The sequence below is a fragment of the Duganella aceris genome, assembly GCF_011090165.1.
Classification (GTDB): domain Bacteria; phylum Pseudomonadota; class Gammaproteobacteria; order Burkholderiales; family Burkholderiaceae_D; genus Rugamonas; species Rugamonas aceris.
In genome coordinates this window covers 380,439-405,908 of record NZ_JAADJT010000005.1, presented here as the reverse complement: position 1 = coordinate 405,908, position 25,470 = coordinate 380,439, and the positions used below count along the sequence as shown (strand labels likewise).

General features: G+C 67.1%; 25 protein-coding genes. 16 read left to right on the top strand and 9 right to left on the bottom strand.

Annotated features, from left to right (window positions below; all coding sequences use genetic code 11):
* Positions 1-26: 26 nt before the first annotated feature.
* Entirely contained in the window at positions 27-887 is an 861-nt protein-coding gene (locus GW587_RS13555) for an HTD2 family dehydratase (protein WP_166103608.1), read from the bottom strand.
* 157 nt (positions 888-1,044) lie between these two features.
* Between GW587_RS13555 and GW587_RS13550 the strand changes: the two genes are divergently transcribed.
* Positions 1,045-1,974, top strand: a complete 930-nt coding sequence (locus GW587_RS13550; protein ID WP_166103605.1) for a LysR family transcriptional regulator — start codon at positions 1,045-1,047, stop codon at positions 1,972-1,974.
* Here the strand turns inward: GW587_RS13550 and GW587_RS13545 are convergent.
* From GW587_RS13545 to GW587_RS13525, 5 genes are all read right to left on the bottom strand, one after another.
* Positions 1,968-2,885: an MBL fold metallo-hydrolase gene (locus tag GW587_RS13545; RefSeq protein WP_166103601.1), complete on the bottom strand. Its 918-nt coding sequence runs from the start codon at positions 2,883-2,885 to the stop codon at positions 1,968-1,970. The two genes, GW587_RS13550 and GW587_RS13545, sit on opposite strands and share 7 nt — an antisense overlap.
* Before the next feature lie 143 nt (positions 2,886-3,028).
* Positions 3,029-3,922 (bottom strand): LysR family transcriptional regulator, encoded by an 894-nt coding sequence (locus GW587_RS13540; protein ID WP_166103598.1) that lies wholly within the window; start codon positions 3,920-3,922, stop codon positions 3,029-3,031.
* Positions 3,923-4,000: 78 nt separating this feature from the next.
* Positions 4,001-4,756, bottom strand: coding sequence for an SDR family NAD(P)-dependent oxidoreductase (locus tag GW587_RS13535; RefSeq protein ID WP_166103595.1), 756 nt, complete (start codon positions 4,754-4,756; stop codon positions 4,001-4,003).
* Positions 4,757-4,878: 122 nt separating this feature from the next.
* The gene (locus tag GW587_RS13530) at positions 4,879-5,796 is read right to left on the bottom strand and encodes a LysR family transcriptional regulator (RefSeq protein ID WP_166103593.1); all 918 of its coding nucleotides are present in this window, start codon (positions 5,794-5,796) and stop codon (positions 4,879-4,881) included.
* A gap of 33 nt (positions 5,797-5,829) precedes the next feature.
* A complete protein-coding gene (locus GW587_RS13525) occupies positions 5,830-7,104 on the bottom strand; it encodes an epoxide hydrolase family protein (RefSeq protein WP_166103589.1) in 1,275 nt (424 codons plus the stop codon).
* Positions 7,105-7,333: 229 nt separating this feature from the next.
* Between GW587_RS13525 and GW587_RS13520 the strand changes: the two genes are divergently transcribed.
* Positions 7,334-8,317 carry a zinc-dependent alcohol dehydrogenase family protein gene (locus tag GW587_RS13520; RefSeq protein ID WP_166103586.1) on the top strand — a complete coding sequence of 328 codons (984 nt, stop codon included), beginning with the start codon at positions 7,334-7,336 and terminating at the stop codon, positions 8,315-8,317.
* Here the strand turns inward: GW587_RS13520 and GW587_RS13515 are convergent.
* Positions 8,311-9,204, bottom strand: coding sequence for a LysR family transcriptional regulator (locus tag GW587_RS13515; protein WP_229259433.1), 894 nt, complete (start codon positions 9,202-9,204; stop codon positions 8,311-8,313). The two genes, GW587_RS13520 and GW587_RS13515, sit on opposite strands and share 7 nt — an antisense overlap.
* Before the next feature lie 119 nt (positions 9,205-9,323).
* Here GW587_RS13515 and GW587_RS13510 point away from each other — a divergent pair, with 119 nt between their 5' ends.
* The 3 genes from GW587_RS13510 to GW587_RS13500 all read left to right on the top strand — a co-directional run bounded on the left by GW587_RS13510 (position 9,324) and on the right by GW587_RS13500 (position 11,541).
* A complete protein-coding gene (locus GW587_RS13510; protein ID WP_166103581.1) occupies positions 9,324-9,983 on the top strand; it encodes a glutathione S-transferase family protein in 660 nt (219 codons plus the stop codon).
* Positions 9,980-10,744, top strand: coding sequence for an SDR family NAD(P)-dependent oxidoreductase (locus tag GW587_RS13505; protein WP_166103578.1), 765 nt, complete (start codon positions 9,980-9,982; stop codon positions 10,742-10,744). The genes GW587_RS13510 and GW587_RS13505 overlap by 4 nt, the downstream gene beginning before the upstream one ends.
* 143 nt (positions 10,745-10,887) lie before the next feature.
* Complete coding sequence (locus GW587_RS13500) at positions 10,888-11,541, top strand: hypothetical protein (RefSeq protein WP_371875591.1); 654 nt, start codon at positions 10,888-10,890, stop codon at positions 11,539-11,541.
* A 13-nt stretch (positions 11,542-11,554) separates the two neighbouring features.
* On the opposite strand, the gene GW587_RS13495 is transcribed toward GW587_RS13500, so the two are convergent.
* Positions 11,555-11,884 carry a YciI family protein gene (locus tag GW587_RS13495; RefSeq protein WP_166103575.1) on the bottom strand — a complete coding sequence of 110 codons (330 nt, stop codon included), beginning with the start codon at positions 11,882-11,884 and terminating at the stop codon, positions 11,555-11,557.
* Positions 11,885-12,119: 235 nt separating this feature from the next.
* On the opposite strand from GW587_RS13495, the gene GW587_RS13490 reads away from it, so the two are divergent.
* Complete coding sequence (locus tag GW587_RS13490; protein ID WP_166103572.1) at positions 12,120-14,111, top strand: TonB-dependent receptor plug domain-containing protein; 1,992 nt, start codon at positions 12,120-12,122, stop codon at positions 14,109-14,111.
* Positions 14,112-14,114: 3 nt separating this feature from the next.
* Here GW587_RS13490 and GW587_RS13485 read toward each other — a convergent pair whose 3' ends face one another.
* Positions 14,115-14,969, bottom strand: coding sequence for a MipA/OmpV family protein (locus tag GW587_RS13485; protein ID WP_166103569.1), 855 nt, complete (start codon positions 14,967-14,969; stop codon positions 14,115-14,117).
* 220 nt (positions 14,970-15,189) lie between these two features.
* Here GW587_RS13485 and GW587_RS13480 point away from each other — a divergent pair, with 220 nt between their 5' ends.
* From GW587_RS13480 to GW587_RS13435, 10 genes are all read left to right on the top strand, one after another.
* Positions 15,190-17,013, top strand: coding sequence for a sensor histidine kinase (locus GW587_RS13480; protein WP_166103566.1), 1,824 nt, complete (start codon positions 15,190-15,192; stop codon positions 17,011-17,013).
* Positions 17,010-17,411, top strand: coding sequence for a response regulator (locus tag GW587_RS13475; RefSeq protein WP_166103563.1), 402 nt, complete (start codon positions 17,010-17,012; stop codon positions 17,409-17,411). The genes GW587_RS13480 and GW587_RS13475 overlap by 4 nt, the downstream gene beginning before the upstream one ends.
* Positions 17,401-18,939: an HD domain-containing phosphohydrolase gene (locus GW587_RS13470; protein WP_166103561.1), complete on the top strand. Its 1,539-nt coding sequence runs from the start codon at positions 17,401-17,403 to the stop codon at positions 18,937-18,939. The genes GW587_RS13475 and GW587_RS13470 overlap by 11 nt, the downstream gene beginning before the upstream one ends.
* Positions 18,936-20,960, top strand: a complete 2,025-nt coding sequence (locus tag GW587_RS13465) for an ATPase, T2SS/T4P/T4SS family (protein WP_166103557.1) — start codon at positions 18,936-18,938, stop codon at positions 20,958-20,960. The genes GW587_RS13470 and GW587_RS13465 overlap by 4 nt, the downstream gene beginning before the upstream one ends.
* 30 nt (positions 20,961-20,990) lie before the next feature.
* Positions 20,991-22,145: a type II secretion system F family protein gene (locus GW587_RS13460; protein ID WP_166103554.1), complete on the top strand. Its 1,155-nt coding sequence runs from the start codon at positions 20,991-20,993 to the stop codon at positions 22,143-22,145.
* A gap of 125 nt (positions 22,146-22,270) precedes the next feature.
* A complete protein-coding gene (locus tag GW587_RS13455; RefSeq protein ID WP_166103551.1) occupies positions 22,271-22,840 on the top strand; it encodes a type II secretion system protein in 570 nt (189 codons plus the stop codon).
* 24 nt (positions 22,841-22,864) lie between these two features.
* Positions 22,865-23,440, top strand: coding sequence for a pilus assembly FimT family protein (locus GW587_RS13450; RefSeq protein ID WP_166103548.1), 576 nt, complete (start codon positions 22,865-22,867; stop codon positions 23,438-23,440).
* Positions 23,437-24,045 carry a hypothetical protein gene (locus tag GW587_RS13445; protein ID WP_166103546.1) on the top strand — a complete coding sequence of 203 codons (609 nt, stop codon included), beginning with the start codon at positions 23,437-23,439 and terminating at the stop codon, positions 24,043-24,045. The genes GW587_RS13450 and GW587_RS13445 overlap by 4 nt, the downstream gene beginning before the upstream one ends.
* The gene (locus tag GW587_RS13440) at positions 24,042-24,521 is read left to right on the top strand and encodes a prepilin-type N-terminal cleavage/methylation domain-containing protein (protein ID WP_166103543.1); all 480 of its coding nucleotides are present in this window, start codon (positions 24,042-24,044) and stop codon (positions 24,519-24,521) included. The genes GW587_RS13445 and GW587_RS13440 overlap by 4 nt, the downstream gene beginning before the upstream one ends.
* The gene (locus GW587_RS13435; protein ID WP_166103540.1) at positions 24,518-25,444 is read left to right on the top strand and encodes a DNRLRE domain-containing protein; all 927 of its coding nucleotides are present in this window, start codon (positions 24,518-24,520) and stop codon (positions 25,442-25,444) included. Before GW587_RS13440 ends, GW587_RS13435 begins: the two co-directional genes overlap by 4 nt.
* The last annotated feature ends 26 nt before the right edge of the window (positions 25,445-25,470 follow it).

The window sequence follows — 25,470 nt, the reverse complement described above, 5'->3', positions numbered from 1 at the left end:
CTTTATTGTGTGTGAAGGATTGAAGCTCAGGCCAGCGTGACCTCGGCCTGCATCGCCAGCTCGGCGCGCTGGTTCTGCGCCCACAGGTGGACGGTGCGGCCGTCGGCGTCGGGCCGGCCGCAGACGGTGAACGGTTCGGCGTCGAACAGCGAGCCGACGGCGCGGAAGTTGAAGCTGCGCATCACCGCGTCCGGCATATTGCGGCGCAGCAGATCGGCCAGCAGCGTGGCGATCAGCGGGCCGTGCACGATCAGGCCGGGATAGCCTTCGACCTTGGTCACGTACTCGCGGTCGTAGTGGATGCGGTGGCCGTTGAAGGTCAGCGCCGAGTAGCGGAACAGCAGCACCGGATCCGGCGTGATGAGCCGGCTCCAGGCCGCGTCCTGCGGCGCCGGCTTCGGTGGCGGCGGCACGCCGCCGGCCTGCGGCATCTCGCGGTAGACGATGTCGTGTTCCTCGCTGATGCACGCTTGGCCGTCGTGGCCGATCTCGTGGCCGACAGTGACGAAGGCCAGGTTGCCGCTGGCGCCGCGCTTGGCGTTGACGCTGAGGATGGTCGAGGTGCGGGTGGCGTCGGCGCCGACCGGCAGCGGCGCGTTGAAGCTCAGCCGCCCGCCGGCCCACATGCGGCGCGGCAGCGGCACCGGCGGCAGGAAGCCGCCGCGCTGCGGATGGCCGTCCGGCCCCAGCTCGGCCTGCGGGGCGACGGCCCAGAAGTACATCCAGTGCCACAGCGGCGGCAGCGCGGCGCCGCTGTCGAAGGTCGCGGCGCGGTCCAGCGTGGCGGCCAGCGCGTCGGCGGCATGGGCGGCGACGCGCGCGCGCGCGGTCTCGGTCTTGCCCACCCACTGTTGCAGCAACGAAGTATCAAAGGCATCTGAAATCATGGTGACGGCGCCGGATGGTTAAAGTCCGGACAGTGTCATCCACACGCTTGGATGCCACAATCGGCATTTTTGGAAGGGGGGGTATGATTTCCGTGTAGGGTGGCGCCGCGCCATGCCGGTAGAATGCGTTTATTCAGAAATAAAACAAGGGACTCCGATGTTGTTCGACCTGACCGACCTGCGCCTGTTCATCTTCGTCGCCGAACTGAAAAGCCTGACCAAGGCCGCCGAGCGGATGCACCTGTCGCTGGCGGCGGCCAGCAACCGGGTCAAGGAACTGGAGTCGCGCTTCGGCATGCGTTTGCTGTACCGCGAAAGCAAGGGGGTGCTGCTGTCGCCGGCCGGCGAGACGCTGCTCAGCCACGCGCAGCAATTCATGCAGCAGGTCGAGCGGCTGCGCAGCGACATGCAGCAATATAACAATGGCATCCGCGGCCATATCCGCATCTTCGCCAACACCACGGCGGTGACCGAGTTCATGCCGCAGGTGCTGGGCGCGTTCCTGAAGGCGCATCCGCACGTCAACGTGGCGCTGGAGGAAAGGCTGAACCACGACATCGTGCGCGGCGTGCAGGACGGCACGGCCGACATCGGCGTCGCCGCCGGGCCGGTGCAGGGCCAGGGCCTGGAGATCATCAACTTCTCCACCGACCGCCTGCTGCTGGCGACCGCGCTCGATCATCCGCTGGCCAAGGCCGGCAGCATCAGCTTCGCCGAGACGCTGGCCTATCCGCACATCGGCCTGCACGAGGGCAGCACCCTGCAGCACTTCCTCAACAAGATGGTGCTCGACACCGGCGTGCGGCTGGAACTGCGCATCCAGGTGCGCGGCTTCGACGCCATGTGCCGCATGGTCGAGGCCAACGTCGGCATTGGCATCCTGCCGCAGTCGGCGGCGGCGCGGCACAGCAAGTCAATGAAGCTGGCGCTGGTCGAGCTGACCGACCCGTGGGCGGTGCGCGAGCGCAGCGTGGTGGTGCAGAACCTCGACAGCCTGCCGGGCTATGCGCGCGAGCTGGTCGAACTGATCCGCTCGGAACAGGTGCGCGAGCATGGCGCCTCGGCAGGCGTGGCGGGCGTTCAGTAATCCCACAACATCGGCATCCAGCGGAAGCCCTTGCCGTCGACCGCCACCCGGCCGACCGAGGGGAACGACAGGTGCGAGGCGGCCATCAGTGCGCCGTTCTGCGCCAGTTCGCGGAACAGGGCGACGCGGACGCCGACCGATTCTTCCGGATCGTGTTCGAAACCGTTGTGCCAGTCGGGGTGGTCGAAGCCGGCCGGGAACACGGCGTCGCCGACAAAGGTCAGCCGTTCGCCGCGCGAGACCAGGTCGACCACGCAGTGTCCCGGCGAGTGGCCGCCGGTGCGGCGCGCGGTCACGCCCGGCGCGATCTCGCATTTGTCGTCGAACAGTTGCAGATGGTCGCGGTACTCGTTCATGAAGTGCGTCGCGGTCGAGCGCAGCACGTCCGGCACCGCCGTCGGCATCGAGGTGTGGCTGAAGTCGGGCGACGCCCAGAACCTGACCTCTTCGGCGCACAGGTGGATGCGCAGATCGGGACGCAGCTGTTCCTTGATGCCCTCGACCAGCAGGCCGCCGACGTGGTCCATATGCAGGTGGGTGATCACCACGTCGGTCACCGACGCCAGGTCGATGCCGGCGGCCTGCAGCCGCATCGGGAAGCGGCCGGCGCGCGGGAAGCCGGGGAACTCGCCGCCGAGGCCGGCGTCCACCAGGATGGTCCGGTCGCCGCTGCGGGCCACCATCACGTTCAGCGACCAGTCGAAGGCCTCGGGCGGCATGCCCATATGCTCCAGCCAGGTCGCCAGCTCGGCCGGATCGGCGTTGGTGGCCAGCGTTCTCGTCGGCAGCGGCAACACGCCGTCGCTGACCAGCAGCACATCGATATCGCCGACCTGCAGCGCGTAACGCGACGGCACCAGTTCCTCATGCGGCACGCCGGATGCGTGCATGCTTTGTTGTGCGGAAAACATAATACGATCTCCCAAAAAGACGGCCCGCTGTTCCGGGCTTAACCAGTCGGGCGACTGGCAGCAAGTCGCCGATGGCGACTAAAGCTCGCATGTCTTCATAGTAGATGCTAAGCGCGCGCGGCGATAGCTCCGCAAGAGGCCGCTCAGGAGATTCCGTACTCCTGCAACCTCGGCCGGATGTATTCGACGAAGGCTTTCGCCGAGGGCTTGGCGGCGCGGCCGGCGGAGAAGACGGCGTTGACTTCGATCGCGCCCATGTCCCAGTCCGGCAGCAGACGCAGCAGCGTGCCGTCGCGCAGTTCTTGTAGGCAGCCCGACAGGCTCAGCGACGCGATCCCCAGGCCGGCGACCACGGCGGCGGTCGAAACTTCGTTGACACTGGTGATCAGTTGTTCGCCGATCTTCACTTGCACCGTTTCACCGTCCTTGCTGAAGGTCCACGAACTGCCCGGTCCGATGCGGGTGCTGATCATGCGGTATTTATGCAAGTCCTTCGGCGTGACCGGCGCGCCCATCCGCGCCACGTACGACGGCGCCGCCACCAGCAGCCGCTGCGTGGCGCCGAGCCGGCGCGCCATCGCGGTCGAATCGCTCAGCGGGCCGTAGCGCACCGCGACGTCGACGCCGTCGGCGATCAGGTTCTGGCGCTGGTCGTTCATCAGCAGCTCCACGTGCAGCGCCGGATGCAGCTCGGCGAACCCGGGCAGCAGCGGCACGACGACGCGCAGCGCGAAGCTGGTGGTCACGCCCAGCCGCAGCACGCCGCGCAATTCGCCGGTGCCGCGCGCCGCCTGCTCCGCTTCCTCCAGCGCGCCGAGGATGCCTTCGACCCGCGCCAGGAAATCCGCCCCGGCCTCGGTCAGCGCCACCGCGCGCGTGGTGCGGGTCAGCAGTTGCGTGCCGACTTCCTGCTCCAGGCTGGAGATCATGCGCGACACCGATGGCTGCGTCAGGTTCAGCTCGCGCCCGGCCGCCGAAAAATTGCCGGTGCGGGCGACGCGGACAAACAGCTTCAGGGCGAACAGGTAATCGTGCATGGCAACTCCGGCGGGACGGGAACGGCGATTGTAACCGCAACCTCCCAGCCATGGCCGCCGGGCCGGGGCTGTGCGCTGTTATGCGCTGTAGCCGGCGTCGGCGCTGAGCACGGCGCCGTTGACGAAGCTGGCGGCCGGGCTGACCAGGAAGGCCGCCAATGCCGCGATCTCATCGGCGCGGGCGAAGCGGCCCAGCGCGTTGGCGCCTTTCTGCCACGCCGAGAACGGGCCGTCCTCCGGATTCATGTCGGTGTTGACCGAGCCGACGCGGATCACGTTGACGGTGATGCCGCGCGGACCCAGTTCGCGCGCGGCGCCCTTGGTGTAGCCTTCGACCGCGCTCTTGGTGGCGATGTAGTCGGCCATGCCGGGACCACCGGCCAGTGCCGCCAGGCCGGACGACATCGACACGATGCGGCCGCCCTCGCCCATGATGCGCGACGCGGCGCGGATGCCGGCCACCACGCCGCCGTAGTTGATCGCGATCTGGCGGTCGAAACGGCTGGTGTCGACGCTGTCGATGATGGAGCCGGTCTCGAACACGCCGGCGTTGTTGACCAGGATGTCGAGCTTGCCGAACTTCGCGGCGACGCCGTCGATCAGTTTGGCCACCTGCGCCTCGTCCGCCTGATCGGCCTGGAACGCGGCGGCTTTTCCGCCCGCCGCCACGATGGCGTCGACAACTTGCTGTGCCTTGTCGGCGCTGGCGGTATAGCTGATCGCCACGGTCGCGCCCAGTTCCGCCAGTTGCCTGGCGACCGCCGCGCCGATGCCGCGCGAGGCGCCTGTGACCAATGCGATTTTGCCTTCGAGTGAAAAGATATGCTGTGCCATGTTGATGCTCCCTTTGAGGTTGATGGTGCGTCGGATGACGCCTGGGAGACACTGTAGCGGCCAGCCAGCCGCGGATAAATGGGCTGAACCCGCATGCTTTGTCCAAGCGTATGCACAATCGATCAAAGCGCGATGGCGACCTCGTCGAGGCCGGCGAAGACTTCGCTGAGCCAGTCGATCACCACCCGGACCCGCTGGTTGCGGTAACGGTTCGGCGGATAGACGATGTAGAAGGGGTAGACGCCCGCCTGCCAGTCCGCCAGGATGGGAACCAGGCGGCCATCGTCGACGTAAGGGCGCAACTTCCATTCAAAGCTGTTGAGCACGCCCATGCCGGCCAGCCCGGCCGCGAGGTGGGCGTTGCTCTCGTTGACGCTGACCTGCCAGGCGCCGGCGATCTCGATGTCCCGGTCAGGCGCGTGAAAGCGGAACGGCATCGGCCGCCCGCTGCTGGCGAACTGGTAGCTGATCAGGTAGTGGCCCTGTTCCAGCTGCTGCGGGTCGGCGGGCGTGCCGTGCAAAGCCAGGTAGGACGGCGCCGCAGCCGTCACCAAGCGCGACTGCCCGATCAACCGGCCCACCATGGCGGTGTCGGCCAGCGCGCCGCCGCGCACCGCGCAATCGGAGTTGGCGCGCAGCAGATGCGTCGGTTGGTCGCTGATATTGAGTTCGATCTTGATACCGGGATGGCGCGCGTGAAACGCCGGCAGGCGCGGAATCACCACCGCGCTGGCGACCCAGCCACTGAGGTCGACCTGCACCCGGCCGCGCAGGTTGACATGGTCGGCCTCGAAGGCGCTGTCGATGTCGTCCAGCTCGCGCAGCCAGCGCGAGGTCTGGGCGTAATACGCCGCGCCTTCGGCGGTCGCCACCACGCTGCGGGTGGTGCGGCTGAGCAGCTTGGCGCGCAGCGTACCCTCCAGGTCGGCGATCATCTTGCTGACGGTGGTCTTGGGCATGTCCAGTGAATCGGCCGCCTTGGTGAAGCTTTTCAGCTCCACCACGCGGCAAAACACCCTGATCGCTGTGAACCGGTCCATGCAGCCGATGCCTCCGGTGACGGGTTGAAGTGCCTAGCGCACCTGTGCGAAACCTTTGCGCAATTCCTGCGCGAACAAGGCCGGCTGTTCCCAGGCGGCGAAGTGACCGCCCTTGTCCAGCTCGTTGAAGTATATCAGCTTGGTGTACTTGGCCTGCACCCAGTTCCTGGGCGCGCGGAAGATCTCGTGCGGGAAGATGCTGACCGCGACCGGGATGTGGATCTGTCCCTGGCCCACCGATTCGCCCTGGTTCTCGCGGTAGAAGCGCGCCGACGACGCGCCGCTGTCGGTGAACCAGTACAGCGAGATATCGTCCAGCATGGCGGTGCGGCCGAGCGCATCCTCCGGCTTGCCGTGGTTGTCGGTCCAGGTGTGGAACTTCTCGTAGATGAACATCGCCTGCGCCATCGGCGAATCGGACACCAGGTAGCCGACCGTCTGCGGTCGCGTAACCTGCATCTGGAAGTAGCCGAAGCCGTCGCCGGTGAAACGGGTGGCGCCGTCCACCGCGCGCTGTTCCTCCGCGCTGAGCTTTTCCGGCAGCTTGTCGGGGAATACGAATTGCCAGTTCAAATGGACGGCGGCCAGGCCGGGCGGTTGCTGGATGCCCAGGCGGGTGGTGACGGTGGCGCCCCAGTCGCCGCCCTGCGCCACCCATTTGCCGTAGTTCAGCCGCTGCATCAACACGGCCCAGGCGCGCGCGGTGCGCTCGGCGGTCCAGCCGGCGCCGCTGGGCTTGCCGGAGAAGCCGAAGCCCGGCAAGGAAGGAATCACCACGTGGAAGGCGTCCTCGGCGCGGCCGCCGTGGGCGGTCGGATCGGTCAGCGGGCCGATCAACTCCAGGAACTCGGCGAAGGAGCCGGGCCAGCCGTGCGTCAGCAACAGCGGCAGCGCCTCCGGGTGTTTGGACTTGACGTGGATGAAGTGGAAGTCCAGCCCGTCGATCCTGGTGAGGAATTGCGGGTGCTGATTGACGCGGCGCTCGAAAACGCGCCAATCGTAGCTGTCGCGCCATTCGGCGATCAGCGACTGCGCCGCCGCCAGCGGTACGCCTTGCACCCAGCCGGCCTGGGTCGCCTGTTCCGGCCAGCGCGTACGGCGCAGGCGCAGCTTCAGGTCGTCGATCGCCGCCTGCGGCACCCGGATCTTGAACGGCACGATGGCGTCGCCTTCCGGTTTGACCTGCGCCGCGCTGCTGGCGGCGCCGGCCAGTGTCGGCGCCGCGAGCAAGGCTGAAGCGAGCGCGCCCAGTTGCAGCAGATGGCGGCGCGAGGTGGAGGCGATGTCTTGAGGTTTTGTGGAGTCCATGAATTTTCCTGCTGTGTGATGAGGGAGGGAGCGATGCTAGGCCACATCGGCGCCCGGATAAACCGGCTGCGGCGGGATGCTTTGTGCATGGCGATGCACAATCGCGCAGGCTGGCGCGGCACTCATGTCCAGCAGACATAATTGAAATGTGCCCGCCGCGTCTAGTGGCGCAGGCCGCGCGGCGCTATCTTGGCTCCTGTAACCCAACCAACACTCACAGGAGCCTCACATGCGCGCAGTCCATCTCCCAGCCTTCGGCGATCCCAGCGTGGTCCCCGCCTACGTCGAGATACCCGAACCGGCGGCGCCGGCCGTCGGCCAGGTGTTGATCGAGGTGCTGTACGCGCCGGTCAACCACAACGACCTGCTGGTCATGGGCGGCAAGTTCCCCTATCACCCGGAACTGCCGGCGGTGCTGGGCAACGAGGCGGTCGGCCGCGTCATCGCGCTCGGCGCCGGCGTCCATCACGTCAAGCTCGGCGACCTGGTCACGCCGCCGCTGTACAGCGGCACCTGGCGCGAACGCATGCTGCTGGAGGCCGAAGGATTGTTCGCGCTGCCGCCGGACGCCGATCCGCAGCAGTTGTCGATGATCCGCATTAATCCGCTGACCGCCGGCCTGATGCTGAGCGAATACGTCGACCTGCAAGCGGGCGACTGGATCGTGCAGAACGCCGCGAACTCCGGCGTCGGCCGCGCCGCGATCGCGCTGGCCAAGGCGCGCGGCCTGCGCTCGATCAACCTGGTGCGGCGCGCGGAACTGGTGCAGGAATTGCAGGCGGCCGGTGGCGACATCGTGCTGGTCGATGAACCCGGCGCCGCCGCCAAGGCCGCCGCGCTGGTCGGCGACGGCAAGGTGCGCCTGGCTCTGGACGGCGTCTCCGGCGCGGCCACCGCGCGGCTGCTGGAATTCCTCTCGCCCGGCGCCGCCATCGTCGGCTACGCCAACATGGGCGGCCACAAGACCGCGCCCGGCGACCTGATGCAGCTGATGTACAAATCGGTCAGCAGCTATTTCTTCTATCAGAACCGTCCCCAGTTCCGCGCCAGGGTCCCGGCGCTGCTGCGCGAAGCGGCGCGGATGGTGGCGGCCGGCCGGCTGCACACCCCGGTGGCGCGCACCTATCGCCTGTCCGAAGTGGCCGAAGCCATCGCCCATACGCTGGCCGGCGGCAAGGTGCTGCTCGACGTGGCGGAGCGGCGCGGCTACTGAGCTGCGCCGATGCCATAGCGCGTCTTCGCCAACTGTTCTTCGACAAAGGCGATGAAGGCGCGCGCCTTCGGCCCGGCGTGCCGTCCGCCGGGCAGCACCGCCCACAGGTCGAGGCGCGGCAGTTCCCAATCGGTCAGCGCTTCGACCACCCGCCCGTCATCGAGTTCCTCGGTGAAGATCCATTCGCTGGCCACCGCCACGCCGAGCCCGGCCAACACGGCCGACCGCACGCCCTCCAATGCGCTGATGCGCAACCTCGGCTTGAGCCCGATCTCGCGCGCGACGCCGTCCTTGATGAACGCCATCTGCTCGCCGCCCTCGCCGCGCGACAGCACGATGGCGGCATGGTCGCCCAGGTCTTCAGGTTGTCGCGGCGTGCCGTGCCGCGCGAAATAGTCGGGCTTCGCGACCACCACGCGGCGGCACTGGCCGATGCGGCGCGCCACCAGATTCGAGCTGGGCAGCTTGCCCATCCGCAGCGCGACTTCGGCGCCCTCCTCGATCAGCCCGACGTTGCCGTCGTCGAGCAGCAGGTCGATATCCAGCCCCGGATGCTTGTCAAGAAAGCCCGGCAAGCGCGGAATAATATGCCGGCGCACGAAGGTGATGGTGCCGCTGACGCGCAGCCTGCCGGTCAACGAGGCGGGCTCGCCGCGCACCGCCTTCAGCGCCAGCTCGGCCTCGTCCAGCGTCCGCACCGCATGCTCATAAAAGGTGCGCGCGGCGTCGGTCGGCGTCAAGCCGCGCGTCGAGCGAAGGAACAGCTTGGTCGCCAGCTTCTCCTCCAGCTGGGCGATGGACTTGGACACCGCAGGTTGCCCCAGCGCCAAATGGGTCGCGGCCACGCTGAACGAACCGCTCTCGTAGACGCGGACAAACGATCTCATGGCGCTGATCAGATCCACATATATTCCCATCACGAATAAAAGATATGCCAGTCCCGATCATACCCTTTCATCCGGGAATAAACCATACTGCCCTTCTTCACATTGAAAGGAATAAAGTAATGAAACTCTATGGTGATCCTGGCTCCGGCAGCACCCGTCGCGTATTCGCGGCGCTGTACCACATTGGCGTCGAATTCGACTTCGAACTGATCGACCTGTTCAAGGGCGACAACCGCACGCCGGCCTTCCTCGCGCTGAACCCGAACGGCATGATTCCGGTGCTGGTAGACGGCGACGTGGTGCTGTGGGAAGCGTCGGCGATCAATCTGCACCTGGCCGAGAAATTCGGTTCCGACCTGCTGCCGCCCGGCGCCGAACGCGCGCTGACGCTGCAGTGGATGTTCTGGGCCGCCGAGCATTGGCGCCAGGGCCCGCCGGCTTTGTTCGGCGAGCGCATCGCCAAGGTGGTGATGGGCGTGGCGCAGGACCCGCGCGTCATCGCCGACGCCGAGGCGTCGATCCGCAAGTTCGCCGCGATCCTGGATGCGCACCTGGAAGACCGTCGCTACGTGATCGGCAACAAGGTCTCGCTGGCCGATTTCGACCTGGCCGCCACCTTCACCCACTTGACACGCACCCATCCGCCCTACGCCGAATTCCCCAACGTGATGGCCTGGCACCAGCGTTTGCTGGATGAAGTGCCGGCCTGGGCGCGCACCCGCGACGAGGTCGAGGTGCGCATGGCGGCCTTGCTGGCGCCGCCCGGCGGCGCGCAATGAGCGCGGCGCACAAGCCGTTAAGCGGCAAGGTCGCACTGGTGACCGGCGGCGCGCGTGGCCTCGGCGCCGCCACCGCGCTGGCGCTGGCCGAACAGGGCGCTGATGTGGCGTTCACCTTTGTCTCCTCCGACTCGATCCCGAAGGCGGCCGCCGTGGTGGCGCGGATTGAACAGCTTGGGGTGCGCGGCCTGTCGGTTCAGGCCGATCAGGCTGATGCCGGCAAGGCGCCGCAGTTGATCGAATCCATCATCGGGCGCTTCGGACGGCTGGACATCGTGGTCAACAGCGCCTCCATTGATCGCTTCGGCACGGCCGACGATGCGCAGCGCGACGAGGCGGTGTTCGAGCATTATTGGGCGGTGGCGAACGGCGGCTTCCGCGCCATCGTGCGCGCGGCGTCGAAGGTGATGGGCGATGGCGGACGCTTCGTGTTCGTCGGATCCAATCTGGGCGTGCGGCCGGGCGCGCCGGGCATGTCGGACATGGCGTCGATCAAGGCCGCCATCGACGGCTATGCGCGCGGCGCGGCGCGCGACCTGGCCGACCGGGGCATCACCGTCAACGTGGTGCACGCCGGCTTCATGGAGACCGACATCAACGCCCACATGCGCGACGCCATCGCGCCGATGCTGCAGAATCTGTGCATCAAGCGCTTCGCCCGCCTGGAGGAAGTGATCGCCCCGATCCTGTTCCTGGCCAGCCCCGCCGCGTCCTACATCACCGGCACCATCATCGACGCCGACGGCGGCTACAACGTGTAGGCGACCACCCCGGCACCCACGTGCCGGGGTCTCTTTTTTTTCGGGTTTTTCTAAAACCTGCGATCCGATTCTGCCTTGCGATAACCGCCGATATTTCATCAGAGTGGCCACTATTTGGGGAACTAAACGGCGATAATTTGCTGGTGGAATTCGGGAAATTCACCGGCCTTCATTGGAATGATACGTTCAGCATGGCGCCCTTCGTCTGCGAAGCGCTCCGCAACTACATGAATCCCGCGCCGGCCGCGCAGGAGCAAGCGGTGGCGCCGTCCGAATCCGGCTATCAATGGAAGGAAGTGTTTCTGCCCGAAGGGACAAGGCTGCGCGCGAGCTTCGACCGCAAGCAGTACTTCGCCGTGGTGGCGGGTACGGAAATCAAATACGGCGAGCACGCGATCTCGCCATCGTGCTTTGCCAATTTGTTCGGCTGCGGCAACCGCAATGCATGGAAAGCGGTGTGGCTGCGCCTCCCAGGAAGCACCGAATGGCTGCTGGCCGATGTCTGCCGCTCGGCGCGGAAGGCCGCGATAGCGCGCCTGATGACAGGCGCGGCCGACAAGGACGGCCAGCCATCGCCAGCCGCGCAACCGGCGCCATCCTCACCGACCACGCCGCAGGACAAGCGCAAACAGCCGGCCGAGCAGCCGCCGTCACGGCTCACAAGCGCAGCTCCCCGGCCGGCGGAGCGCCAACCGGCGCCGCGCGCGGCGCACGGCAATGAGGTAGCGCGAAAAAAAAGCGCGGGACGAAATGCCCGTCGCAAGCGCCGCGCGGCGAGGCTAGCCGCGACGGGCTAGCCTGCGGCAACAATTACAGGTGGAACGGCACCCACATCATCTTCACTTCAACGTTCAGCATGCCGGACTTCACGGTCGGATCGTCCGAGCCGATCTTGATCGCCTCGGCCAGATCGGCCGCCTTGAAGATCGTCATGCCGCCGTCGGCCAGCACGCCGTTCAAGCCGCCGGCCTTCTTCATGAACGGGCCGCTGAGCACGGTCAGACCCTGCTCCTGCATTTTCAGCATGTAGCCGACATGGTCCATGAACTCCGGCTGCTCGTTGTATTGCACGCCTTGCACCCATTTAGGGCCAGGGGTTTGAAACGCTACGAAATAGTGTGGGCCGTTTTCGTCAATCATGTTAACTCTCCAGTAGATATGCTATTTACGATATGAATTCAGTCGCCTCGAAGATTTGTTTCCGTTGCCGACCGTCTGAAATCAAGTATAGGCGCCCGCTTGCGAGAGAGTGAGAGGCGGCACGGCATTTGACTTATACGTCTGAGGAATGAATGCGCAGCCATTCCGCGCAATTCATCCCGGATTGGTGAATTTCGCAATTGCGAAGTGATGGTGTTCATTGCACAATGTTGAAATGAGACAATCACCACTCCTGCTGCTGGCCTGTATGCTCGCCGCCGCGCGCGCGGCGGGTGCGGCCGACGGCGCGCAGCCCCAGTCGTACAGTCCGGACTACTTCACGCAATTCCAGGCCGCGACAGCGATGGACATGGTGAGCCGGCTGCCCGGCTTCGTCTTCGACGGCGGCAACGCCTCGCGCGGCGTGGCCGGTAACGTGCTCATGAACGGCAAGCGCCCCACCTCCAAGACCGACTCGCTCGGCGACGTGCTGGGCCGCATCCCGGCGGCGGCGATCGAGCGCATCGATGTGATCAACGGCGGCGCCGGCGGCATCGACATGCAAGGCTATCCCACCGTGGCGAACGTGCTGATCAAGGAGATGGACCTGGTCTCCGCCAGCGCCACCGCCTCCAGTTCCATCATGCCGGACGGCGGCATGCAGCCTTCGCTGACCGGCAACTACAGCCTGAAGCGCCAGGACAAGAACATCAACCTGACACTGGGCTGGACCCGGTCGCCGGACACGTCGCAGGGACAAGGCCACCGGACCACCGTGTACGCCAGCGCCACGCCCGCCGCCGAAACGGCGATCGAAGGCTCCGGCATCAACGAGAACAAGACGGTCAAGCTGAACTACGGGCAGGATGTGCTGGACGGCCAGCTGACCTGGAACGGCGCCTACAACCCGTGGACCTACCAGTCGCAGGCGCGCTTCGACAGCGATACCCGCTCGCTGAACAGCAACGACAACGCCGGACGCACCATGGAACAAGGCCTCGCCTACACCCGCGACCTGGCGCCAGGGGCCAGCATCGACCTGCGGGCGCTGTATCGCAGCGCCGACGTGGCCGCCGAATCGACCTCGGCTTCAGGCGGCAACACCTCGCATTCGCTGGCGAACACCACCGCCAGCGAGCACATTCTCGCCGGCCAGCTGACCTGGCAAGCGCTGGAAGGCGTGGTGATACGCGGCGGTTTCGAGCGCGCGGTCAACACCAACGACAACAGCAATACCTATCAAGCCAACGCCGGCGCCGCCGCGTCGCCGTTGGGCAGCGCCTGGGTGCAGGAAGAGCGCGTCGAAGGCCAGCTGTCGTCGGCCTGGCAGGTCGACAGCGCGCTCAGCGCCGAAGCCGGCCTGAAGATCGAACATTCCAGCCTGAGCATCGGCGCCGACCAGCCGCAGGCCAGGGCCTACGTCTATCCCAAGCCCAGGCTGCGGCTGGCGTTGTCGCCGACGCCGGCGCTGCAACTGCGCCTGCGCATGGAGCGCGAAGTCAGCCAGCTGAACTTCGGCGAAGCCGCCGCGTACTTCGGCGGCGCCGACAAATCGCTGCGCGCCGGCTACGCCGACCTCGTCCCGGCCAAGACCTGGCTATGCGAAGGCGCGCTCGAATACCGCTTCTGGGAACGGGGCGCGGCGGTGTTGAGCTACACGCAGTCGCACATCAGCGACGTCATCGACCGCATGCCGATCCGCGCCGCGAACGCCACCTACGACGCCGCCGGCAATATCGGCGACGCCAGCGCCGACAGCGTCACCGGCATGCTGAACTTGCCCACCGACGGTTGGTCGCTGCCGCAGGGACTGCTCAAGCTGTCGACCACCTGGCGCTCCTCGTCGGTGACCGATCCCACCACGCAGGAGACGCGCCGGCTGTCCGGCGAAAACCCGCTGGCGTGGCGCATCGAGTTCTCGCAGGATTTGCCGCGCCAGCGCACGGCCTGGGGTTTTTCGGTCGACAACGGCTGGAGCAACGACAGCTGGCAGGTGGCCGAGCGCGACACCAGCAGCGGCTCCGGCTGGGCGCGCGCCTTCGTCAACTACCGCCCGGCGAGCAATATGATGGTGACGCTGGAGCTGAACAACCTGGCCGGACGCGTCATCAGCTACGACCGCACGCATTACGCCGGCGACCGGCTGGCCGGCGGCGTCGACTTCGTCGAGCACAACGTCACCCGCACGCAGCCGTTCGCGATGCTGCGCGTGCGCCGCGATTGGTAGCTGTTAATTCCAGGCCCGCGCCGCCGAACGGTAGGCGGTCCAGGTGAAGCCGGCGCCGACCGACAGCCCGCTGTTTCGCCGCATCAACGGACTATCGCTGTTGGCCGCATGGCTGTAGTTGTCGTAGCGCGCGAAACCGAACACCCGCCAATCCGGCGACACGCGCCGCGACAGGCTCGCACCGAGCCGCGTCATCATCAAACCGCCGCCGGCCTGGTAAGCCGGCCGCGCCGCCGTCGCGTATTGCGGCGCAACTTCGTAGAAATAGCTGTTCAGGCGCGCATTGCCGAACACCGCGCCGAGGTTGGCGTCGGCCTGCCACTTGCCGCCCTGGTCGGCGGTCTCGAACACCAGGCGCGGCTCGAACACCAGGCCCTGCCGCTTGAAACCATTCCTCAGTTCCAGCGGCGCCCGCAGCGGCAACTCCAGCCGCACGCGGCTGGTGGCGCTCGGCTCGGCCAACAACACCTTCAGGCGCGGCCCGAATTCCAGCAGCGAATTCAAGTCCGGCATGCCGGCGCGCGCCGCCACATCGTCCGAACGCGCCGGCAGCGACAAGGCGAACCCGAGATCGAGCTCGACCCGTTCGGTGTTGATCAAGCGCGCGCCGATGCCGGAGCGGTCGGCGCGCAGCACCTTGCCGCGATAAACCACCAGCGGCAGCACCAGCCCGCGCGTGGAGCGGTCGTCGGCGCCGGGATAGGCCGGCGTCGAAGCGGCGCCGCCGAACAGGCCGAGCTCCCACAACGGCAAATCCGGCGTCGGCGTCGGCGCCTGTTGCTGCGCGTCGGCGCGCGCCATCGATACCAGCATGGCCAGCGCCACCACGGTGGCCGGAACGGCCGATGATCTCTGCATGAATAATCCTTCTCGTTTTCGCAAGATTGCAGTCTAGAGCATATACAAATAGCACCATTGAATCCAAAAAACATCGGATTTTGCGCACTTTGTAAGACCCGTCCTACAAGCCTACAAATTAATGGGAATTAAGTTTGCCACATGGAAATTATGACTATATAGTTGCCTCCACTACAAGCGACCCCTGCGGTCAGGCCAACGAGCGAACCAGAAAGCATTCATGAAAAACACCCGCTTCGGCCTGACCGTGCTGATCTCGGCACTCATCGTCATTTCCCTCGTCATGCTGATGCTGGTCAAGCGCCAACACACCCAGCACGAAAGCCAGCTGCGGATACAGGGCCTCGGCGTGGTGCACGCCATGAGCGCCCTGCCGATGAGCGTGCTGGTCCCGGCCAGCGGCCGCTCGACCGTGCTGAGTTCCCTGTTCCTCTCGCATGAAACACCGGATTTCGCCTACGCCGCCGTATCCGCGCTGGACGGCGCGATCGTCGCCGAGACCACCGCACCGGGCGTGCTGGTCGGCGCACTGGCGCTGCCCAGCGGCGGCGCCTCGCTGTTCGGCGAGCGCGACGTGCCGGCCCGCGCGCAGGCGCGCGCCGTGCGCGAGTTCTACGGACCGGTGCTGGAGCAGGACGTGCTGAAGGGCTACGTGCGGGTCGCCTTCTTCGAACCGCGCCACGCGCTCGCGCTCGGCGACCTGCCGTTCTACGCCTCGCTGACGCTGGCGCTGTTCCTGCTGGTGCCGCTGGTGATCTTCCTGGTGCGGCGCGAAATGGCGCCGCTGCGCAAGATCAACGAGCAGCTGCAGCGCATGGCCCTCGGCGGCGGCGCCGCGCTCCCCGCCCATGGCGATGTCGGCGAGTTCGCCGCTGGCTTGCAGCAGCACCTCGACACCACCGCCGGCCGCATCGCGGCGCTGGAACAGGACAAGGCCAAAGCCACGGCCAACGGCCGGCTGGTCGAGTACAACAACAGCAAGATGAGCGCCGTGTTGCAATGCATGCCGGACGGCCTGATGATCCTCGACATGTCCGGCGAGGTCACCTTCGCCAGCAGCAAGATCGAACCGCTGCTGGGCGTGCGCATGGATCAGGTGTTGTCCGAGCCGGTCGCGGCATGGTGCCAGGACGCCGAGTTGTCCGCCCTGCTGAACGGCTATCGCGGCGACGGCGGCGAGCGCGCGCGCCAGAGCACGGTCGAATTCGCGCCCGCGCGCCTGCCCGGCAAACGGCTGCGCGCCACCGCCCAGCCGCTGACGGGCGGCCTCGGCCTGATGGCCTTCGGCACCCTGATCGTGGTGCGCGACGCCACCCGCGAACACCTGACGCGCCAGGCCGGCAGCGATTTCGTCGCCCACGTCTCGCACGAACTGAAGTCGCCGCTGAACGTCATCGCCATGTACACCGAAGTGCTGCAGGACACCGGTCCCGACGCCAGGGAACTGCGGGTCGAAGCGCTGAACGTGATCCAGGACGAAGTCGAGCGCATGAACTCGCTGGTCAACAACCTGCTCAACGTCAGCAAGCTTGAAACCGGCAGCATGAACCCGGAACGCAACCGGGTGCGCCTCGACGACCTGCTGCGCGACGCCTACGACCAGGCGCTGCCGCGCGCGCAGATGAAAGCGATCGACATGCAGCTCAACCTGCCGCGCGAACTGGCGGCGGTGGCGATCGACAAGGACATGTTCCGCGTCGCGCTCAACAACCTGCTGACCAACGCGGTCAAGTACAACATCGAAGGCGGCACCGTGGTGCTCAGCGCGCAGGAAGGCGAGCACGAAGTCGTCATCACCGTGCGCGACAGCGGCATCGGCATCGCGCCGGCCGACCAGGCCCAGGTCTTCGAGAAGTTCTACCGCGCCAAGGACGACGACGCCAGCGGACGCGGCGGCCACGGCCTCGGACTGTACCTGGCCGGACAAATCATCGAACTGCACCACGGCCGCATCACGCTGGAAAGCTCGCCCGGCCGGGGCAGCGCATTCTCGATCCACCTGAAAAAAATGCCGGCGATGCTGGAAGGAATGACCAATTTATGAAGCAACGCAATGTGATGATCGTCGACGACGAACCGCATGTGATCCGCATCCTGCGCCTGATGCTGGAACGCGAAGGCTATCTGGTCACCACCGCCAACGACGGCCACGAAGCGTTGCGCCTGATGGAGGCGCGCGTGCCCGACGTGATGGTGACCGACATCCAGATGGCCGGCATGGACGGCCGCGCCCTGTGCCACGAGGCGCGCGCGCGCTATCCGCAGCACCGCTTCCCGATCCTGGTCATGACCTCGATGACGGCGCTGTCGGAGCGCGCCTGGGCGCGCGAACTGGCCGACACCGAATTCCTGGAAAAGCCGCTCAGCCCGCGCCAGCTGGTGGCGCGCCTGGCGCGCCATTTCGCCACGCTGTCCAACTCCGAGGCCACCAATGTCGCATAATCCACTGCAGGAAATCGACTGCGCCAAATACCGGCGCTGGGTCCAGCGCACCACCAGCCTGGGCGACGACATGGCGGTGTGCGACGCCGCCGGCGCGCCATGCTGGAGCAGCGCCCCCGCCGGTCCGCTGGCGACGCTGCTGGCCGCGCTGCAAGCGGAAGCGTACGCCTGGCCCTGCAGCGGCGACGGCATGCAGCGCCTCGACCGCGACGGCGCCACCCTGCTCTACCAGCCGCTGCACGGCAAGACCGGCCCGCTCGGCTACGTCGCCGTGCTGGCCGCCGACACCGGCGGCGACGCGGCCTCGGCGCCGTTCGGCTGGGACGCGCTGGCCGAAACGCTGGAGGACGTGGCCGCCGCCATCGCCGACGAATGCAAGCTGCTGAGCGAACTCAACACCATGGCCGGCGAACTGTCCGAGCGCTACGAGGAACTGCACCTGGTCTACGCCATCGACCGCCAGGTGCGCGACATGCCGGACGGCGCCGACATCTTCGCCGGCCTGCTGCAGAACTGGGCCGAGCACATGGACGCCGACGTCGCCGCCTTCGTCCGCCCGGACGACGGCCTGTGCGTGTCGGCCACCAATTTGAGCGCGCCGATCCACAACCTGGACCTGGTGCTGGTCGAGATGCGCGGCGACCTGTACCGCTTCGCCCATTCGTCGCGCCAGCCGATCATCATGAACGAGGCGTCCGATCCGCGCCGCGCCTACATCTTCACCGACATGCCGTTCAAGATCCTGTGCTGCCCGGTGTTCCAGGGCAAATCGGTGGTGGCGGTGCTGGTGCTGCTGAATCACGCCACCAAGCCGGACTTCAGCAACAGCGACCGCAAGCTGGGCGAAGTGCTGGCCAACCACCTGTCGAGCATGTCGCGCATGCATTCGATGCTGACCGAAACCAGCAAGTTCAACGCGCAGATGGCGGCCGCGCTGATCGAAGCGGTCGAGGCCAAGGATCCGTACACGCGCGGCCACTCGGAGCGGGTGCACCACATCGCGATGGAGATCGGCCGCGCCATGCACCTGCCGCCGCGCGAGCTGGACAACCTGTTCTGGGGCTCGCTGCTGCACGACGTCGGCAAGATCGGCATCCCCGACGCGGTGCTGTGCAAGCCGGGCCGCCTGACGCGCGACGAATTCACCTTCATCATGGTGCATCCGGAACGCAGCTACGAAATCCTGCGCCATATCGACCGCCTGCAAGGCGCCGTGCCGGGCGCGCGCCACCACCAGGAAAAGTTCGACGGCAGCGGCTATCCGCACGGCCTGGCCGGCCACGACATCCCGCACAACGCGCGCATCATCGCGGTGGCCGACACCTACGACTCGATCACCAGCTCGCGCGCCTACCGCGCCGGCCGCAGCCACGAGGTGGCGCTGGCCGAGATCGCCCGCTGCGCCGGCAGCCAGCTCGACCCGGCCATCATCGCCGTGTTCGAGCGGGTCTGCCTGGCCGAGCCGGAATGGATCGCCCGCTTCCACATCCAGCGCGACGCCACCCGTCCGGAAGCACTGCCCGCATGAGTTCGCAGGAGGTGATGCGCAGCCGCATCGGCGCCATGACGTATCTGGCGCCGACGATGGCGCTGGTGGCGGCCGAAGCCGTCGCCGCGCTGGAGGAGGCGATCGCGTCCAGCATCGCCGCGCACCAGATCGCGCTGGTGCTGGACCTGTCCAAGGTGCCGCTGCTGTCCGGCCGCGCGTTGGAGCTGATGGCGCTGAGCGCGACCCGGCTGGCGGCGCTGGGCGGCTGGCTGCGCCTCGCCTATCCTAACCCGCTGCTGCTGGAGATCCTGGCGGTGACCGGCCTGGCCAACGAGATCGCGCTGTATGACGCGCCGGCCAAGCCGGCCAGGCCGGAGTCCGTCGTCGGCGGCAAGCTGGGCGACATCCTGGTGGCGCGCGGCGCCGCCACGGCGGCCCACGTGGCCGAGGCGGCCGCGCTGCAGGAGCAGACCGGCAAGCGCATGGGCCTGATCATGGTGGAAAAGAAGTGGGTGGCCGAAGGCGCGCTGTACCAATGCCTGGCCGAGCAGCTGGGCCTGCATTATGTCGCGCTGCGCGCCGGCCTGTACGACCCGGCCGCCGCCGCGCTGCTGGAACGCGACGTCGCGCGCCGGCTCAACGTGCTGCCGCTGTTCCTGGTGCAGAACACGCTGACCCTGGTCACCGGCGAACCGCAGGCCATCCACAGCATCGATGAAATCAAGGCCCGCACCGGCTGCAAGATCCGCGTGGTGCTGGCCCTGCCGGGCGAGATCCGCCGCCTGCGCGACGACGTCTACGGCGGCGCCATGCCGGACTTCGTGCACAGCGAGGCCAACGACCTGGAACTGCTGGACGACCAGATCCCCGACGACTACACCCAGATCGACGAGATGGCCGGCGCCAGCCCGATCATCAACATGGTCAACGCGGTGATCCAGCGCGCCATCCACGACAGCGCCAGCGACATCCACATCGAGATCTCGCGCAACCGCGCCCGGATCCGCCTGCGCATCGACGGCATCCTGTACGAGATCATGGCACCCAAGGTGGACCAGCATCCGGCCATCGTCTCGCGGCTGAAGGTGATGGCCAACCTCGACATCGCCGAACGCCGCCTGCCGCAGGACGGCCGGATCCAGGTCGCCACCCAGGGCCGCACGGTCGACCTGCGTTTCAGCTCCCTGCCCGGCATCTACGGCGAGAAGGTGGTGCTGCGGGTGTTGGACAAGAACCAGTCCATCCTCGACGTCGACAAACTGGGCCTGAACGCCGGCGCGGTGGCCGGCTTCAAGCGCCTGCTGGGCCGCAGCCACGGCCTGATCCTGGTCACCGGTCCCACCGGCAGCGGCAAGACCACCAGCCTGTACGCCGCCATCAGCCACCTGAAGAGCATCGAAAAGAACATCGTCACGATCGAGGACCCGGTCGAATACCAGCTCGACATCATCAACCAGAACCAGGTCAACGACGCCATCGGCCTGACCTTCCCAAAAATTCTCAAGCACGTGCTGCGGCAGGACCCGGACATCATCATGGTCGGCGAGATCCGCGACCGCCAGACCGCCGAGATCGCGGTGCAGGCGGCGCTGACCGGCCACCTGGTGCTGACCACGCTGCACACCAACGACACGCTGGGCGCGGTATCGCGGCTGGTGGAGATGGGCGTCGAGCCCTACCTGCTGTCGTCGGCGCTGGTGGGCGTGATGGCGCAGCGCCTGGTGCGCCGCGTCTGCCAGGCGTGCAAGACCAGCTACCTGGCCGAACCCGGGGCGGCCGCCGCCTACCGCTGGACCGGCAGCGGCGACTTGCGCCTGACGCGCGGTCGCGGCTGCGCCGCCTGCTACGACTCCGGCTACAAGGGACGCATGGGCATCTATGAACTGCTGGAGGTGGGCCCCGACCTGCAACGCATGATCGTCGCCGGCGCCAGCAAGGAGGACATGACCGCCCACGTGGCGCGCAGCGGCCACCACGACCTGTACAGCGACGGCATGGCGCGCGCCTTCAACGGCGACACCACGCCGGAGGAAATCGCGCGCGTGGTGCATTCGCTATGACCACGACACTGTTGACCACCCGGAGCCGCCATGGCGCTTGAATTCGACCCCGAGCGCGATGCGCCGGCCGGCCTTGCCGCCGCACAGGGCACACAGGGCGCACAGGCGCCGACCGCCATGCGCACCATCGGCGGCCTACAGGTGCGCGCCGGCGTGCGCGCCGCCGACCGCATCTCGTTCACCGAGCGCCTGGCGCTGCTGCTGGAGACCGGCGTGCCGCTGCACGCGGCGCTGCGCTCCCTGCAGGAGCAGACCGAGCACCCGCAGTTGCGCGCGATGATCGCGCGCATGGCCGACGACATCGTCGGCGGTTGCCGCTTCTCCGAGGCGCTGGCGCCGCACCCGGCATTGTTCCCGCCGACCTTCGTCAACCTGGTCGCCGCCAGCGAGGCCGGCGGCTTCCTGCCGGAAGTGCTGAACCAGCTGGTGGACATGGACGAGAAACAGGAAAAGCTGCGCGCGACGCTGGTTTCGGCGCTGTCGTATCCGGCGTTCCTGATCGTGTTCTCGCTGCTGGTGGTGGTGTTTATCCTGATGTTCGTATTTCCCAAGTTCGCGGTGATGTTCACCTCGATCTACGACGAACTGCCGGCGACCACCAAGGTGCTGATCGCCGTCAGCGCCGCGCTGACCGAGCACACGGCGCTGATCGGCGGCGCGTTGCTGGCGCTGATCGCGGCGCTGACGCTGGCGCTGCGGCGCCCGGCCGCGCAGGCGTGGCTGGACCGGCTCAAGCTGCGCCTGCCGCTGGTGCGCGACATCTACATCAAGATCTACCTGGGCCGGTTGATGCGGGTGATGGGCATTTCGCTGCAACGCGGCGTCACCATCGTCGCCACGCTGCAGGCCTGCCGCGAGGTGGTGCCGAACCGCGAGTTCCAGCATTTCATCGCCGAACTCGAGGTGCAGGTCAACGAGGGCCGCGGCATCGCCGCCGGCTTCCAGGGCAGCGCGCTGATTCCGGTCAGCGTGCGGCAGATGATCGCCACCGGCGAGCAGTCCGGCGCGCTGGGCCACGTCATGGGCCGCATCGCCGATTTCTACGACCGCGAGTTGAGCAAGCAGCTCAATACGCTGTCGAAGCTGGCCGAGCCGGTGATGCTGATGGTGATGGGTGTGCTGGTCGGCACCATCGTCAGTTCGCTGATTTTGCCGATCTTCAAACTGTCGCGGGCGGCTCACTAAGTGCGGTAGCGCACTGTTTGTTATACACCACACCACGACTATTATCCGTAATTTAACTGCTCTGAGGCAATAATCATGCTAACCTCGCGGCTCTTCAGCAGTCACTAACCAAAAGAGAGAAAAATATGTCTACATCCTTCAAGCGCGCCGTATCCAAAGGCTTTACGCTGATCGAGCTGCTGATCGTTGTCATCATCCTGGCCATCCTCGCGGCCATCGTCATTCCACAATTTTCCAATTCGACCTCGGACGCCAAGGAAGCCACGCTGGACGCCAACCTGGCCGCGATGCGCTCGGCGATCGAGCAGTACAAGATCCAGCATGGCGTCTATCCCGGCGCCGTGACCGCCGTCGGTACCTGTCCAACCGGCGCGACCCCGGGCACCGGCGCCATCAACACCAGCCAGGCGGTGATCGACCAGCTGACCATGGCGACCAACGCCGCCGGCGTGGCATGCTCGGTGGCCGACGCCACCTTCCGCTTCGGTCCCTATGTGCGCCAGGCGATTCCGAACGAGCCTATCAACAACATCGGCTCGCTGCCGGCCGGTATCGTCGTCTCCACCGCTGGTACGCCGCTGGCACCAAGCGTCACCACTGGCGGCTGGGCCTACGACACCAAGTCCGGTCAGATCGTCATGAATAGCAGTGCGACCGACTCCAGCAAGAACTCCCGCGTCTACTCGACCCACTAATCCGGCTTTCGCGCAGGCGTAGCCATGCCCGGGGTGGCCCGTACCGAGGGTCGGCGCGAGCGCGGCGCCTCGCTGGCGGAGATGCTGCTGGCGGTGTCGGTGCTGGCGGTGATCGGCGGCCTGGCGCTGCCGCGCGCCGACGTCACGGCGGAATTCACCCGCAACGCCGCCGTCGGCGAAGTGGTGCAAGCGCTCCGCTATGCCCAGTCGGAAGCGCAGCGCACCGGCCAGTACCGCGTCTTCAGCTGCGACACCGCCAAGCAGCAGTTGCGCATCTTTGCCCTGCTGGCGGGATCCAGCAATGAGAACACGGCCGCGCCGGTGTTCAACGCGATCGATAAAGCACCCTACGTGGTCAACCTGGGAAACAACAACGCCATGCCCAACGCCACACTCGGTCCATGCAGCTTCGCCTTCGCCAAAGGCAGCGGCGCGAGCCAGCTGATGTTCGGCGCCGACGGCGCACCGGTGAACCTGACCGATCCCAAGGGCGTCGACCCGATCGCGCTCACCAGCGGCAGCGTCAGCGTCTCCGTGATGGGCCGCACCACCACCATCAGCGTCGACCCGCTGACCGGCCGCATCACGCGGACGCCATGACCCGCGCCACCTCCACACCGCCGCACCGCCCCGGCCGGCCCAGCCATCCCGCCGCGACGCCCGCATCGCCGCCCCGCCGCGCCGACCGGCCGAGCCACGCCGCCGCGACACCCGCATCGCCGACCAGCCGCGCCGACCGGCCGAGCCGCGCCGACGCGACGACGCCACCGCCGCGCCGCCGCACGCGCGCCGTGCGCCATGCGCGCAACGCCGGCCTGGCCTACGTCGAAGTGGTGATGGCGACCCTTTTGATGATGCTATGCCTGATCCCGGCGGTGAACGCGATGCGCGCCAGCATCGGCGCGCCGGCGGTGGCGGCGCTGTCGGCCAACGGCCTGCAATGCGTCAAAAGCCAGATGGAAACCGTGCTGGCCGAACCCTACCTGAAGCTGCTGGCAGCCGCCGGCAACGTCGGCACGCCGTCCGCCACCTACTCGCTGCCGGCCGACGCCAGCTGCCCCGCGCGCAACGTCTACATCGCCCGCTACAACGGCGACAACCCAGCCACCTACAGCAGCAGCAACACCAACCTGCTGTACATCAGCGTCCGCCTGGCCGACCCGACCCTGGCGCCGATGCCGCTCACCACGCTGGTGGCGCGATGAGCCACACCCCGCGCCAAACCGGCCTGAGCCTGGTCGAGCTGCTGATCGCCGTGGCGCTCACCGCCATGCTGCTGGCGCCGCTGACGGCGATACTGCGCGGCGGCGCCGCCGCCAGCGCATCGGTCGGCGAGCAGACCGAACTACAAAGCCAAGCCCAATTCGCGATGCAGCGCATGATTGCGCGGGTGCAGGCCACGCCACCCGCGCTGCTGCCCGCCAAGGCCGACGACACCAGCTCGGGCACCTGGCTCGCCCCCGCGCTGTACGACCTGCGCGCCAACGCCGACGGCACGCTGGCGCTGAACGAAACCATCGGCGGCGTCAGCCGCGTGATCGCCGAGCCGGCGACCAGCCTGAGCATCACCTCGCCGTCGGTCAGCACCGGCCGCACGCTGGTGGTCATCGCGCTGACACTGGGCGGCAACAACGGCAGCGTCTCGCTGCGCGAAACCGCCCGCCTCGGCGGCTACCAATGACGCGCCGGCACCAGTCCGGCGCCGCGCTGCTGGCGATCTCGATCCTGCTGACGATCATGGCCGCGCTGGCGTTCGCGCTGAACCGGCAAACCGGCATGACCACACTATCGGTGGAAGCGCAGTACGACCTCGCATCCGCGCGCTACCTGGCCGAAGCCGGCGCCAACATGGCGCGCTGGGCCAACCAGAACCAAGGCTGCAAGACATCGTCGACCACGGTCCCCGGGGTACTGAGCGGCGTCGGCACCTATTCGATCGTCGTCACCAAGTCGCCGCCGAAGAACATCAACGTGGTCTCGACCGGCGCGACGGCCGGCAGCGCCACCATCCCCGGCGCGACGGCCGTACTGACCCGTACCGCCCTGCCGCTGTACCAATTGCAGGACGCGCCCGAGAGCAAGACGCTGGGCGGCCCCACCTCCGACACCTACATCAATACGCCGTTCACGGCGGGCGTGTTCAACAACACCGGCAAGATCCTGTATCTGGCGCAGGGCCAGTCGCAGGCGCTGCTGCAATTCGCGCTGACCGACATCCCGCCCAACTCGCTGATCGACAGCGCCACGCTGTCCATGGTGCAGACCGCCGGATCGTCGGTGCAGCGCGCGGTCAACTTGTACCGCGTCACCGCCCAATGGGACGCGCCCGCCGCGAACTGGACCAACGCCCGCCCGGCGTCCCTGTGGACCGCGCCGGGCGGCGACTACGCCACCGATTACGTCGCCCAGGCCAGCGCCGGCCTCGGCCTGACCGTCTCCTGGGATATCACCACGCTGGTCGACGCCTGGCTCAGCGGCAAGGCGGCCAACTACGGCATCCTGCTCAAGATGGCCAACACCGGGCAGGCCGCCAATTTCTACAGCTTTGAAGCGAGCGGCACGCTTGCACCCGTGATCAGCGTGAAGTTCTACAAAGCATGCTGACCACCTTACCTCACCCGATCGCGCCA